This is a genomic window from Streptomyces mirabilis (assembly GCF_039503195.1).
Classification (GTDB): Bacteria; Actinomycetota; Actinomycetes; order Streptomycetales; family Streptomycetaceae; genus Streptomyces; species Streptomyces mirabilis_D.
On record NZ_JBCJKP010000001.1, the window covers coordinates 2,867,176 to 2,880,882 of the forward strand.

The 13,707-nt window shown below is 70.4% G+C and carries 11 protein-coding genes; 2 read left to right on the plus strand and 9 right to left on the minus strand.

Annotated features, from left to right (window positions below):
* The first annotated feature begins 18 nt into the window (after window positions 1-18).
* Window positions 19-1,467, plus strand: coding sequence for an MFS transporter (locus AAFF41_RS13655; protein ID WP_319748183.1), 1,449 nt, complete (start codon window positions 19-21; stop codon window positions 1,465-1,467).
* 47 nt (window positions 1,468-1,514) lie between these two features.
* Here AAFF41_RS13655 and AAFF41_RS13660 read toward each other — a convergent pair whose 3' ends face one another.
* The 5 genes from AAFF41_RS13660 to AAFF41_RS13680 all read right to left on the minus strand — a co-directional run bounded on the left by AAFF41_RS13660 (window position 1,515) and on the right by AAFF41_RS13680 (window position 8,416).
* Window positions 1,515-2,531 (minus strand): 1-aminocyclopropane-1-carboxylate deaminase, encoded by a 1,017-nt coding sequence (locus AAFF41_RS13660; protein ID WP_319748184.1) that lies wholly within the window; start codon window positions 2,529-2,531, stop codon window positions 1,515-1,517.
* 17 nt (window positions 2,532-2,548) lie between these two features.
* Window positions 2,549-2,875 (minus strand): HNH endonuclease, encoded by a 327-nt coding sequence (locus tag AAFF41_RS13665; RefSeq protein ID WP_319748185.1) that lies wholly within the window; start codon window positions 2,873-2,875, stop codon window positions 2,549-2,551.
* Window positions 2,876-3,076: 201 nt separating this feature from the next.
* On the minus strand, window positions 3,077-4,657 hold the full coding sequence (locus AAFF41_RS13670) for a TROVE domain-containing protein (RefSeq protein ID WP_343324009.1): 1,581 nt from the start codon (window positions 4,655-4,657) through the stop codon (window positions 3,077-3,079).
* Between the two features lie 495 nt (window positions 4,658-5,152).
* Window positions 5,153-6,604, minus strand: coding sequence for an alkaline phosphatase PhoX (locus AAFF41_RS13675; RefSeq protein WP_319748187.1), 1,452 nt, complete (start codon window positions 6,602-6,604; stop codon window positions 5,153-5,155).
* Window positions 6,605-6,991: 387 nt separating this feature from the next.
* Window positions 6,992-8,416 (minus strand): hypothetical protein, encoded by a 1,425-nt coding sequence (locus AAFF41_RS13680; protein WP_319748188.1) that lies wholly within the window; start codon window positions 8,414-8,416, stop codon window positions 6,992-6,994.
* A gap of 903 nt (window positions 8,417-9,319) precedes the next feature.
* Here AAFF41_RS13680 and AAFF41_RS13685 point away from each other — a divergent pair.
* On the plus strand, window positions 9,320-11,146 hold the full coding sequence (locus AAFF41_RS13685) for an endonuclease/exonuclease/phosphatase family protein (RefSeq protein WP_343324010.1): 1,827 nt from the start codon (window positions 9,320-9,322) through the stop codon (window positions 11,144-11,146).
* Between the two features lie 91 nt (window positions 11,147-11,237).
* On the opposite strand, the gene AAFF41_RS13690 is transcribed toward AAFF41_RS13685, so the two are convergent.
* The 4 genes from AAFF41_RS13690 to AAFF41_RS13705 form a co-directional block, all read right to left on the minus strand.
* Window positions 11,238-11,972 carry an SRPBCC family protein gene (locus AAFF41_RS13690; protein WP_097284182.1) on the minus strand — a complete coding sequence of 245 codons (735 nt, stop codon included), beginning with the start codon at window positions 11,970-11,972 and terminating at the stop codon, window positions 11,238-11,240.
* A 20-nt stretch (window positions 11,973-11,992) separates the two neighbouring features.
* A complete protein-coding gene (locus AAFF41_RS13695; RefSeq protein WP_343324011.1) occupies window positions 11,993-12,724 on the minus strand; it encodes a helix-turn-helix domain-containing protein in 732 nt (243 codons plus the stop codon).
* Between the two features lie 61 nt (window positions 12,725-12,785).
* Window positions 12,786-13,454, minus strand: a complete 669-nt coding sequence (locus AAFF41_RS13700) for a hypothetical protein (RefSeq protein ID WP_319748191.1) — start codon at window positions 13,452-13,454, stop codon at window positions 12,786-12,788.
* The gene (locus AAFF41_RS13705; RefSeq protein WP_266644918.1) at window positions 13,451-13,597 is read right to left on the minus strand and encodes a hypothetical protein; all 147 of its coding nucleotides are present in this window, start codon (window positions 13,595-13,597) and stop codon (window positions 13,451-13,453) included. The genes AAFF41_RS13700 and AAFF41_RS13705 overlap by 4 nt, the downstream gene beginning before the upstream one ends.
* Window positions 13,598-13,707 lie beyond the last annotated feature (110 nt).

Here is a 13,707-nt window from a genome sequence, read left to right on the forward strand (position 1 = left end):
CCAGACCGGGAGAACGCCTTGTCCACCTCGTCCACCCCGTCCGCACCACCCACCACCGACGCTCTCTCCGCACCACCCCAACCCGCCAGGCTCGGCGCCGTCCTGTTCGTCATCGTCACCGCCTACCTGATGGTCGGCGTGGACTCCACGGTCGTCAATGTCGCACTGCCCGACATCCAGAAGGACCTGCACTTCAGCCCGACCGGCCTGTCCTGGGTGCTCAACGCGTACACCCTCACCTTCGGCGGCCTGCTCCTGCTCGGCGGCCGGGTCGGCGACATCGCGGGCCGCCGCCGCACCCTGACCATCGGCGTCCTGCTCTTCGCCGGATCCTCCCTGCTCGGCGGTCTCGCCACCGAAAACGCCTGGCTGCTCACGGCGCGCGCCCTCCAGGGCGTCGGCGCCGCCCTCACCGCGCCCAGCACCCTCGCGCTGATCACCACGAACTTCCCCGACGGTCCGCGCCGCCACCACGCCCTGGGCATCTACGCGTCGATGGCGGGCATCGGCGCCTCCATCGGCCTGGTCCTCGGCGGCATGCTCACCTCCTGGGCGTCCTGGCGCTGGGCCCTGCTGATCAACGTACCGATCGGCATCGCGGTCGCCGTCGCCCTGCCCCGCTTCGTCACCGAGACCCCGCGCCACGCGGGCCGCTTCGACGCGGCGGGGGCACTCGCCGGCACGGCAGGGATGACCTCGCTGGTGTACGCGTTCATCCGGGTCTCGGAGGAGAGCTGGTCCGACACCCAGGCGCTGCTGGGCTTCAGTTCGGCGGCGGCGCTGCTGGTGGGCTTCACATGGATCGAGTCCCGCGCGGACCAGCCGATCATGCCGCTGCACCTGTTCGCGAGCCGCAATCGCGCGGGCGGCTACGCGGGCGTACTGCTGCTGCCCGCGGGCATGTTCGGCGCTTTCTACTTCCTCACCCTGATCTGCCAGCAGGTCCTGGGGTACAGCCCGCTCCGCGCGGGATTCGCCTTCCTGCCCATGACCCTGGCGATGTTCACGGTCGTACGCTTCGTGCCCCGGCTGCTCGCGCGGCTCGGCGCCAAGCCGGTGCTGCTCACCGGCATGGCCCTGCTCGTCGTCGCGGCCGCGTGGCTGTGGCGGCTGCGGCCCGACGACGGCTACCTCACCGGCCTGTTCGGCCCGCTGGTGCTGATGGGCGTGGGCGTCGGCCTGAGTTTCATGCCGCTCAACGCGACGATCCTCGCGGGCATCGAGCCACGGGAGGCGGGCGCCGCCTCCGGGTTGCTGCAGACCCTGCAGTGGCTCGGCGGCACCCTCGGCCTCTCCATCCTGGTCACGGTCTTCGGCACGGCGGCACGGCACGCCCACGGCTCCCCGTCCGACATCCTCACCGAGGGTGCGGCCCGCGCGTTCGGCATCGGCTCCCTGATCGCGCTGACCGCCCTGCTCGTGTCGGCGTTCGTGATCACAGGCACCAGGCCGAAACACACCGCCTGAGGAAATCCACCGCCCGAAGGAACCGACCGCCTGAAGAAACCCGGCACCTAGAACAACGCGCTGTACGCGTTCAACGCCGGCTGTCCGCCCAGGTGGGCGTAGAGCACGGTGGACTCCCGCCCGATCTCCCCCCGCGTCACCAGATCCACCATCCCGGCCATCGACTTGCCCTCGTAGACGGGGTCGGTGACCATCCCCTCGGTGCGCGCCGCGAGCCGCATCGCCTCCAGCGTGGCCTCGTCCGGAATCCCGTACGTGCCCGCGTGGTACCGCTCGTCCAGCTCGACGTCCGCCTCCGTCAACTCCTTCCGTACGCCGATGAGCTGCCCGGTGCCGTGTGCGATCCGCGCGATCTGCGCACGGGTGCGGGCGGGCGCCGCCGACGCGTCGATCCCGAGGACGCGCCGCGGTCGCCCGCCCGCCTCCTCCAGGGCGGCGAACCCGGCGACCATGCCCGCCTGGGTCGACCCGGTCACCGAGCAGACCACGACGGTGTCGAAGAAGACGCCCAACTCCGACTCCTGCCCGGCCACTTCACTGGCCCATCCGGCGAACCCGAGACCGCCCAGCGGATGGTCCGACGCCCCGGCCGGAATGGCGTACGGCTTGCCGCCGCCCTCCTCGACCTCCCGCAGCGCCTGCTCCCAGCTCTCCTTGAAACCGATCCCGAACCCGGCCCGCACGAGCCGTACGTCGGCCCCGGCGAGGCGGCTGATGAGGATGTTGCCGACCTTGTCGTACACGGAGTCGGGCCACTCCACCCAACTCTCCTGCACGAGCACGCACTTGAGTCCCGCGTGGGCGGCCACGGCGGCGACCTGGCGCGTGTGGTTGGACTGCACGCCACCGATCGAGACGAGGGTGTCGCAGCCCTGGGCGAGCGCGTCGGCGACGAGGTACTCCAGCTTGCGGGTCTTGTTCCCGCCGTAGGCGACACCGGAGTTGCAGTCCTCCCGCTTGGCCCACAGGGAGGCACCACCGAGGTGCTTCGTCAGGCGCTCCAGCGGATGCACGGGCGAGGGCCCGAAGAGCAGGGGGTAACGCTCGTACGAGGAAAGGGACATGGGTCGGGCCTGCCTCTCTACAGCGCCGTGTCAGGCAAGTCACCGTATCGCTCGATGATCTCCCGGGCGAAGACCAGCACGTCACTCACCCGTTGGCCGCTGGGCTGGATCGAGGTCCACAGCTCCAGATACTCCGGTCGGTTGTCGTCACGGATGCCATTCTTGTGATGCACGCTTTCGACGCGCGGTCGAAGTGGTCTACCCAGGATCTGCTCCATGACCAATCGGTGTTCGGGAACACGTTTTCCGTTCACCCAGAAGATTCGATAGCCGTTCTGCAGACTGCCGCGAACCTTACGACCATCAAGACCGTTCTTGCCGCGTCGCAAGCGCGTGTAGTGCAAGTGACAGTACCCGCGGCCGCCGCCGTAACGCTCCCGTCCGCACTCTGCATAACTGCACAGAGTGCCACGCCGGGTCCATTCGAACTGCGCCAACGTTGGTAGTGCAGATTGAAGTATCCCCGCCCCTTGTGCGGCCTTGAGCACTCGTCCATTTCACACAACCTGGTTTCCATTCAGACAGGTTGGCGAACTCATGCCCGTTCACTCAACCCATGGCCAGGGCCCGTCACTACCGCGCTCAAGCAGGGAAACCATCCGGAAAGCCGCGTCCGAGAGGCCCCCGAAGGTGTGCCGGTTGGCCTTCCCGGAGGGACCGTGGCCCGCCCGGTAGCCGGCCAGGTTCCAGGTGTAGACCGGGACGTGCGCCGGAACCTGCTCGGTCGGGTCGCCGTAGTGGCTGTAGGTGGCCTGCTCGTCGGTGACGATGAGCACCCGGTCGTGCTTCCTGTAGTGCGCGCGCACCGCCTCGCTCGTGTTGGTGCCGCCGAGGTCGCCGAAGCGCTCCAGCACCTTCAGCACCGACTCGCCCTTCGTGAACTTCACCCGGTTGCTGCTCGTGCCGAACTCGACGAGATCCGCGTCCGCCGCCCGCAGCGCGAGCGCCGTACCGAAGATCGCCGCCGCGTCGGCCCGGTTGAGCTCCGAGCGCTCCGACAGCCGCGAGTAGAACATCGAGCCGGACCGGTCGACGAGCACGAGCGTGCGACCGGGCAGCGCGGGCACGTTCGCCAGCGAGTGGCCGAGCGCCTGCTCCAGCGGGTACGACCAGCGCAGCGAGGGGGCGTGCTGGTACGCGGCGAGGTAGCGGAAGGGGAACTGCCGCGAGCGCGCCACCTCCGCCGGGTCGCTGATCCTGGCGGCGACCTGAGCCGCCACCTCGTCGCTCACTCCCGCCTCGTCGAAGTTCCGCAGGTTGCGTACGAGAGCCATCGCGCCCATGGACGGGATGACGGCCTCCCAGGCCGCCTTGTCCATCGGGCCCTGGAGCCAGCCGGCCAGTGCCTCCCAGGTCATCCCCGCCTCCGCGAGGCGCCGCGCACCGTGCGCGCCGGTCACGACCTTGCGCCGCTTGGCGGGCCGCAGCGCCATCAGGTCGCGGTGGGCCACCACGACGGGCAGCGACTTGGGCACCACGGCCGTGTCCGGGTGGTGCCGCCGGTCGAGGGCGTACTGGAACAGGTCGCCCTGCCACGGCTTCGCCGGATCGGGCGCCGCGTGCACCAGATTGAGGATGTCGCCGAAGCGGTAACCCTTGGCCGCCGTGTCGTACTTCAGCAGCGACTTCTCGCCGTAGAGCCGACGTACGGCGTCGGCGATGCCCCGCTTGACGGGCTTGGGCACGTTACGGCCGTACCGGGAGGTCCAGTAGGCGAGCAGCTCCCCGGGCTCGTCCGGGCGGCGCAGCACGGAGGCGATGACCTGGCGGTTGGCCGGGCCGTCGGTGGCACCCGCGTCGAGGCGTGCCTTCACGTACTCGGCGGCGCCCATGAGCGAGGCCGTCCGCAGGTTGCCCTCGCCGCGCAGCCAGCCCAGCAGGGCGGCCGTCCACGAGGGGTCGGCGACCGCGAGCTCGCGCACGAGCGCGGCGAACCGGTCGTCGCGGTCGTCACGGGTCTCGTAGAACGTGTCCGCGACGAAGTGCGCTACCGCCAACAGGAAGAGCTCGGAGCGCGCGTCGCGCTCCTGGCCGCGGCCACCCTGGTGGGTGCGCAGCACGCGGCCGGTCGACGTCACACGGGAAGTGGGCTGCGCCTTGGCCGCCTTGGTGTTGAATCGCGCCATGATGAATTCCCCCGAATTCTTTCTACGACGGTGAAGTCGCGTTTCGGAGGGAGGCACAGCAAATGGAGGGGGCCCGAGTTCAGGGGTCGGCGACGGACTCAGCCAGATGCTCTACCCGATTGAGCTACACCGACCCGAAGTCGATGACGGGACTTGAACCCGCAACCGTCCGATCCAATGAAGTAACCGCTGCCTGCGCACCGGGCACCCACCATGAGCTGCGCCTCCCGAGATCAAGTCGGCGGCGGCGTGGATTCTTTGAGAGAGAAGTAGCCGCAGCCTGCGCACCGGGAGGTGCATGAAGTTGTGGTGTCCAGAGTTCAAAGCCGGCGGAACCGACGTAGGTGCTCTAACCCCTGAGCTACACCGGCGCGTTGTACCGGTGGCGGGACTCGAACCCGCGGCCGCCCCATTATCAGTGGAAGTAGGTCCTGCCTTCGCACCTGGACGTGCACCACTTTAGGAGGGCGGCCGCGGTTCGAGCCATTGAATTAACTACCCGCGCTTCTGGCGCTTCCAGGGGCCGGTGATGGCGAGCATGATGCCGGGCTCCTGGATGTTGGCGAAAAGGGTCCGGCCGTCGGGCGAGAAGGTGACGCCGGTGAACTCGCTGTAGGCCGGCGCCTCGGCGGTGCCGATGTTGAGCTCGTTGCGGGCGATCGGGTACGTACGGCCGCTCTCGGTGGCGCCGAAGAGGTGCTGGACGCCTTCGCCGTCCTCGGCGATGACGAGGCCGCCGTAGGGGGACACGGTGATGTTGTCGGGGCCGTCGAAGGCGCCGTCCTTGGACGGGTCGGGGTTCACGCCGAGCAGGACCTTGAGGGTCAGGGTGCGGCGCTTGGGGTCGTAGAACCAGACGGCTCCGTCGTGCTGGACGGGGCTCTCCTCGCGGGCGTACGAGGAGACGATGTACGTGCCGCCGTCGCCCCACCACATGCCTTCGAGCTTGCGGGCGCGGGTGACCTGGCCGTCGGTGAACTGGTTGCGGACGGAGACGGTCTTCGCGTCACGGTCCGGGACGTCGACCCAGTCCACGCCGTACACCGTGCCGATCCTGGTGGCGCGGGAGAGGTCGTCGATGAACCGGCCGCCGGAGTCGAAGCACTTGAAGGCCTGGAGGGCGCCGGCGTCGTCGGCGAGGGTGGCGAGCTGTCCGTGGCCGTGCTCGAAGCCCTGCGGGGGCGTCCAGCGGTAGAGGAGGCCGTTGGGGCCCGAGGCGTCCTCGGTGAGGTAGAGGCGGCCCCGCTTGGGGTCGACGACGACGGCCTCGTGGGCGTACCGGCCGAGTGCCTTGATCGGCTTGGGGTTCCGGTTGCGGCGGCGGTCGACGGGGTCGACCTCGAAGACGTAGCCGTGGTCCTTGGTCATGCCGTTCTGGCCGGCCTTGTCCTCGGTCTCCTCGCAGGTGAGCCAGGTGCCCCAAGGCGTGTTGCCGCCCGCGCAGTTGGTGGAGGTGCCCGCGACGCCGACCCACTCGGCGACCTTGTCGTGGCGCACCTCGACGACCGTGCAGCCGCCGGACGCGGCCGGGTCGTAGACCAGGCCCTCGGTGAGCGGCACGGGGTGCTTCCAGCCGGCGCGGGGGCCCTTGAGCTCGTGGTTGTTGACGAGGAGAGTGGCGCCGCGCGGCCCGTCGAAGGTGGAGGTGCCGTCGTGGTGGGACGGCGTGAACTCACCCGAGTCCAGCTTGGTACGGCCGCTGTAGGTGATGACGCGGTAGGAGAATCCGGCGGGCAGCGCGAGCAGGCCCTTCGGGTCCGGGACCAGCGGTCCGTAGCCGACTCCGCCGTGCCGGTCCGTCGGCTCGCCGTCCTCCCCCACGCTCTCGGTGTCGGTGGACGCGAGGGCGTTCGGAGTGGTGGCGAGGGCGCCGACACTGCCGGCCAGGACGATACCGGCGCCGGTCAGCGCGGATCGACCGGCGAAGTCCCTGCGGGTGAGCGACATGGGTGTCTCCCGTGACGGTGGAGGATGACCGTGGAGGGTGGCCGAGGGCATTGCGGCCACACCGTCCCGCCCACGCCTGAACGCCGGTTGAACATCGGGCGACTTCACCGCACTCGGTTCCATGAATCCGTAAGGACTCGGCCACAGGGCCCAAAAGTCCTCCGGACGGGGGAACGGGCCGCCCCCTCCGGGACCGGGAAGGAGCACCCCTCCCGGGGCCGGGGGACGGGGAACCCCCCCTCCGGGGGCCGAGGAACGGACGCCACTCCCGGGACCGGGGAACGAGCGCCCCGGGGCCGGAGGACGGGTGAAGCCCCCCGAGCCGAGGAACGAGCGCCTCCTCGGGGCCGGGGCAAGGGAAGCCCCCCTCGGCCCGTCCCGGCTCGCTCAACCTCCTTGTTGCGAGCGTGCCTTGAACGCGGCCTTGCGGGCCTCCTTGGCGACCTTCTTGTCGGGGTGGAGGCGGCCCATCGCCTCCAGGACGTCCGGAGTGGCCGGGTGGTCGACGCGCCAGGCCGCGGCGAAGAAGCTGCCGTGTTGCTGGGCGAGGCCCTCGACCAGCCCCTGCAGCTCGGCGGAGTTGCCCTCGGCGGCGAGCTGCGCGGCGATCGTGTCGATGGTGAGCCAGAAGATCATCGCCTCGGACGGCGGGGGCACATCGGCGGCGCCGTGTTCGGAGAGCCAGACCCGCGCGAGTCCGCCCAGTTCGGCGTCGTCGAGGACCTCGCGCAGCGCGGGCTCGGCCTCCAGGCCGACGAGCGAGAGCGCCTGCTGACAGTGCAGCCGACGCAACGGCGCCCCGGCGTCGCCACCGCGCGCCGCGGCGAGCAACTCCCGTGCGGCGGCCAGGGGTTCACGCCGGGCGAGCCACTGCTCGGTCTCGGCCCGGGCAGCGGTCGGCGGGAAGGCGGCGGTGCCGTCCAGCAGCGCGTCCGCGCCCTTGTCCGCCAGGTCGCCCACCGCGGGGGCGGTGAGGCCGGACTCCAGCAGCCGCGCCCGCAGCCCGTACAGGCCTAGCGGGGTCAGCCGTACCATCCCGTACCGCGACACGTCGGCGTCGTCGGCGGCCGAGGACTCCTCGTCGGTGTCCGCCATCAGTGTCTCGTCGACCGGCTGGAAGTCGACGAGGCCGACGGGTTCGAGCAGCCGGAACTGGTCGTCGAGCCGCATCATCGCGTCCGACACCTGCTCCAGTACGTCGTTGGTCGGCTCCCCCATGTCGTCCGGCACGATCATGGACGCGGCGAGGGCCGGCAGCGGTACGGGGCTTTCGCCGGCCCCGCTCTCGCTCACGGTCAGCAGGTACAGATTGCCGAGCACTCCGTCCAGGAACTCGGCCTCCGCCTCGGGGTTCCAGTCCAGCGAGGAGAAGTCGATCTCCCCGCCGCCGTCCACCGCGTCGACGAGGTCGTCGAGGTCGGGCACGCTCGCGTCGGCCAGTACGGCCTCCAGGGCGGTGAGCCACACCCCGAGGACGTCCTGCGGCGCTCCGGAGGTGAGCAGCGCGAGGTCCGCGCCCGCGGCGACCGTGCCCTCCTCCTCGTCCACGATCTCGACGAGCCCGGTGTCGACGGCCACCCGCCAGGCCTCACTGGCCGTCGCCGCCGCCTCGTCGCCGGTGAGCCCGAGCGCGTCGGCCGCCCCGGGAAGCTGTTCCTCGACGAGTTCGCCCCCGGCGCCGACCCGCGTGTCCGGGCCGGCCCAGCGGGCCAGCCGTGCGGCGCGGGAGAGCAGCGGGGTGGCGAGCGCGTCCCGCGCCAGCTCCGCTTCGGAATTCAGCCGCACCGGCGGCAAGGGGGAGCTCTCTGACATCGGCTGGGTTCTCCTCCGAACAATCAGGACCCGGACAGCGGGATCGAACGGCCCGAACGAGCGGAACCGGACGACCCGACCGGCGGGACCGACCAAGCATGACAAGCAGGAAACGCAGTACAACCAGAACAAGCATGACGAGCGGAACAAGCGTGACATCCACCGGGGTCCGGCAGACCACCCACCGGGCCCGGCGGCACCCCCCGGGTTCCGGCGGCACACCCTCCGGAACCGGCAGATCACCACCTCGGCCCGGTTGCGCACTCCCCGGAACCCGCGGATCACCACCACGCCCCGGCAGCACACCCCCGGATCCGATGGCACACCCACCAGGCCCAGGCGGCACACCCCCGGAACCGGCGGCACACCCACCAGAACCAGGCGACGCATCACCCGGCCCCGGCGGCACACCCACCAGGGCCGGCAACACATCCGCCTGCCCCAGAAGTACGTCCACCGAGCCCGGCAACGCGTCCACCCGACCCAGGCAGGACGCCCACCAGGACCCGGCAGCACACGTCCGGCCGCCCCGGCGGTACGCCCACCCGAGCCCGGCAGAACGCCCACCGAGCCCGTAAGGGCATCGCCCCGCAGGACATCCGGCGCGCCCGTGGACCGCCCCCGGACCCGAGGATCCGGACACCGCACCGGAAAACCGTGTCGACGGCTCAGCCTAGACGGATTTCCACCCATGCCGCCCGGTTCATGTCCCTGTCAGGAGTTGTACATCACTCCATCCTTGACAACTCCCCTTCCCACACACGAGATTGACGCGCGTAGAAGTTCAGAGGGGCACTCGTCCCACCAGCTTCTACGCGCGTCACCGACCCGCACACAGGTCGCGCTGCTCCCCCACGCTCCAGCCTCGTCCCGGCGCTCATGTAAGTCCCCGGAGGGATTCCCTTGCCGAGCAAGAGAACCGCGCGCATCGGCGCGCTGACCGTAGCCGCGGTCTGTTCCACCGTCTCCGCCGTGGTGCTGACCGCACCCGCCCACGCGGACACCGTCCACATCCACGACATCCAGGGCACCACCCGGACGTCCCCCTACGCGGGCCAGAAGGTCACGGACGTGGCGGGCATCGTCACGGCCCTGCGCACCTACGGCTCGTCCCGGGGTTTCTGGATCCAGGACCCGACCCCGGACAACGACCCGGCCACCAGTGAGGGCGTCTTCGTCTTCACCGGCTCCACCCCGAAGGTCGCCGTCGGCGACTCGGTCACCGTCACGGGCACCGTCTCGGAGTACGTGCCCGGCGGCACCTCCTCCGGCAACCAGTCGCTGACGGAGATCACCAAGCCGACGATCACGGTGCTGTCGTCCGGCAACGCGGTCCCCGCGCCCACGGTCATCAACAGCCGTTCCGTGCCGGCCGCCTACGCCCCCGCCGGTGACACGGCCGCGAGCGGCTCGATCAACGCGCTCACCCTGGAGCCGACGAAGTACGCCCTGGACTACTACGAGTCCCTCGAGGGCATGAACGTCCAGGTCGCCGACACCCGCGTGGTCACCGCCACCGACCCGTACAGCGAGCTGTGGGTCACGGTGAAGCCGCACGAGAACGCCACCCGCCGCGGCGGCACGATCTACGGCGCGTACACCTCGCAGAACACCGGACGCCTGCAGATCCAGTCCCTCGGCGCGACCGCCGACTTCCCCGTCGCGAACGTCGGCGACAAGCTCGCCGGCACCACCGCGGGCCCGCTCGACTACAACCAGTTCGGCGGCTACACGCTCGTCGCGAGCCAGTTGGGCACCCTGGAGAAGGGCGACCTGAAGCGCGAGACGACCCGCAAGCAGTCGCGCAGCGAGCTGGCCGTGGCGACGTACAACGTCGAGAACCTGGACCCGGGCGACGGCACGTTCGCCGCCCACGCGGCCGCGATCGTGAACAACCTCCAGTCGCCCGACATCGTGTCCCTGGAGGAGATCCAGGACAACAACGGCGCCACGGACGACGGCACGGTCGCCGCCGACCAGACCGTGAACAAGCTGATCGACGCGATCGTCGCGGCGGGCGGCCCGAAGTACGACTGGCGTTCCATAGACCCGGTCAACGACAAGGACGGCGGCGAGCCCGGCGGCAACATCCGCCAGGTCTTCCTCTTCAACCCGGAGCGGGTCTCCTTCACGGACCGCGCGGGCGGCGACTCGACGACCGCCGTCGGTGTCACCAAGGTGCACGGCAAGGCCCGGCTGACGGCCTCCCCCGGCCGCATCGACCCGGCCAACACGGCCTGGACGTCCAGCCGCAAGCCGCTGGCCGGCGAGTTCGTCTTCCGTGGCAAGACGGTCTTCGTGATCGCCAACCACCTCAACTCCAAGGGCGGTGACCAGGGTCTGACCGCGCAGTACCAGCCCCCGGCCCGCAGCTCGGAGACCCAGCGTCATCTGCAGGCGACGGCGGTGAACTCCTTCGTCAACGAGATCCTCACGGCGCAGAAGAACGCCGACGTGCTCGCCCTCGGCGACATGAACGACTTCGAGTTCTCGGACACCACCAAGATCCTCGAGGGTGACGGCGAGCTCTGGTCGGCGATCAAGTCGCTGCCGAAGAGCGAGCGTTACACGTACGACTACCAGGGCAACCAGCAGGTCCTGGACCAGATCCTGGTCAGCCCGTCGATTCGCAAGGGCTGCGACCTCGACTACGACAGCGTGCACATCAACTCGGAGTTCTCCGACCAGATCAGCGACCACGACCCGCAGGTACTGCGGTTCCGGCCGTAGGCCTGCAGGGGCTGTGGATGAGGCCACAGCCCCGAAAAGGGAGGAGCCCGGCCCCGTCGTCCGGGGGGCCGGGCTCCTCCCTTGCTGGATGTCAGGCGGCGAACGTCTCGTTCAGCCAGCCCTTCCAGGCGGTCTCGTTGTGCTTGGCGTCGGCGTCGGACGCGAAGTCGTGGACGCTCATGCCGACGGGAGCGCCCCAGTGGTTGCGACCGAAGAAGCGGATGAGGGCGTTGTCGGTGCGCAGCCCGATGAAGTACGGGTTGCGGTAGTCGACCACGGCGTCGAGGAGCTGCCCCTCGGGTCCCCGGGCCCGCACCCGCGCGCCCTCGGCGGTGTCGTCCGCGAGGCCGAGCGCCCGCCCGACGGCGGCGAAGGCGTCGGACGCCGTCGAGGCGCCGGGTCCGTCGAAGGTGGCGAAGGCGACCGGGCGCCCGGCGAAGTGCGTCACGTACTGGCGCAGGGTGTGCAGATAGAAGTCCGTGTGCTTGCTCGCGCCGTCGTACTGGTTGTCCCAGTCCTCGACGAAGATGCCGCTGTGCACGTACCGCACCCAGGACCGGCGGCCGTCGTCACGCGGCTCGATGGTCTCGTCGATCTGGTTGAGGGTCTGCTGGGAGATGCCCTCGACGTCCTCGACCAGGCTGGTGAGGCGGTGCGGCGGATCCCAGTTGGTGAGCGTGGAGCCGAACGGCCCGGCCCCGCCCTGGCGCGGCTCGAACTCCATCGGCCACAGCCAGCCGCCGGTACCGGTGGTGATCGCCTCCCACATCTGCTCCGGGGTGGCGTCGACCTCGAACTCGCGGGCGATCTCGAATTCCTTGGACATGGTGGTGGTTCTCCTGTGGTTCAGTCCTGGCCGGGCGGGGTCGAGTCCACCGCGACGGCTTCCGGCTCGGCGGTGACTTCCGGCTTGACCATGGCCTCCGGCTCGGCGGTGACTTCCGGCTTGGCCATGGCTTCCGGCTTGGCCATGCCTTCCGGCTCGGCGACGGCTTCCGGCTTGAGCGTCGGGTGGACGGCGACGACGATCCGGTGGTCGCGCCCGCCCTCCGCGTTCCCGTCGTGGTACTTGCGAATGAGCGCGCCGACCCCTTGCGTCAGCTCCTCGATGAACGCGGCGCGGTCGGCGGCGGAGGCGAAGGTCACCTCACCGTCGAGCGCGTAGGTGGCGAGCCGCTTGCGGGCCTTCGTCGCGCCGGTGATCAGCGCCCCCACGTCCCGGACCAGCCGGGCACCGACGGCGAGCAGCCAGCGGGCCGAGAGCTGGTCCCGGAAGCGGTCCGGGTCGGGCTGCACGGCGGCGAGGGCGAGCGGCGAGATGACGTACGACGCCGCCGTCGCGCGCATCAGCCGCTCGGTGACATTGCCCTTGCGGCGCTCGCCCGCGAGCTCGACCAGGCCGTGCCGCTCCAGCGCCTTCAGGTGGTAGTTCACCTTCTGCCGCGGCAGTCCGACCTTTGCGGCCAGCATGGCGGCCGACGCGGGCCCGGCGGCCAGCTCGGCCAACAGCCGGGCCCGTATGGGGTCAAGCGAGACGGCGGCTGCCTCGGCGTCCTCGATCACGGTCACGTCCAACATGACTCCACCGTCTCACCGAACACTTTTTTTGTCCAGACGGGTCAAGTTGTCGGAGGTGGACTCAGCCCTGCGGCCCACCCTCGTCGAGACGTGCCAGTTGGGTCTGGAACCAGTCCAGCCGGGCCTGCAGCAGTGCCGCCTCGGCCACGAGTTCGGACACCCCGAGCCCCGCGGGCAGATCCACCACCACGGCCCCGCTCCCGGCGCGGACCCGCAGCCCGTCACCGGCCAGCCGCGCGAACCCCGCCAACGACAGGGACGTACGACCGCGTACACAGCCCGCGCAGGCCGGGGCGAGGGCGCGCCAGCCGGGACGCCCCCAGCCCGCGTCCGCGAGCGCGGCGGCCACCGCGCCACAGGCGCAGGGACCGACCGTGGCGCTCCGCACCCGTTGGCGGGCGTAGCGGAACCCCTGTTCGAAGCGGATGTAGGCGCCGAGGACGGAGACCTCCAGGAGGACGGCCGCCCGGTGCTCGGCGGTGCAGAGCATGGCCTCGGCCGTGGCCGAGTCGTGCACGCAGTGGAAGCCGCAGTCGCAGCGGCGGTGTGGCGCCCGGTGCCGCAGCCCGTAGACGCAGCGCGCCTCGTCCAGCACTTCGTACGGCACCGCGCCGCCCAGCGACACACCGGTGAACCCGGCCCGGGTGCCGTCCTGGGACAGCACCGGGTGGGCGATCTTGTATCCGGTCGGCGGCTCCGTCGGACGTTCCTCGGGGAGCCGCAACCTCATCGGGCGACCGGGACCTCATCGGGCACGGACGCCTCCAACTCCTCCATTCCCTCGGGAAGTTCCTCGGGAAGTTGGAGATTGTCGTCGTCCGCGCGAGTCCGCTCTTCCGCGACTCCGGTGGCGAGTGCCTTGCCCAGCCTCATGACGCCTCCCGCGATCTGCCGTCGACTTCCGTCCCCGCCATGGTGACCCATGAGGGGCCGGGTTGACACCAGGGCCTCGCGAAAGCGGCCACCTGGTAGCAACGCTTTCC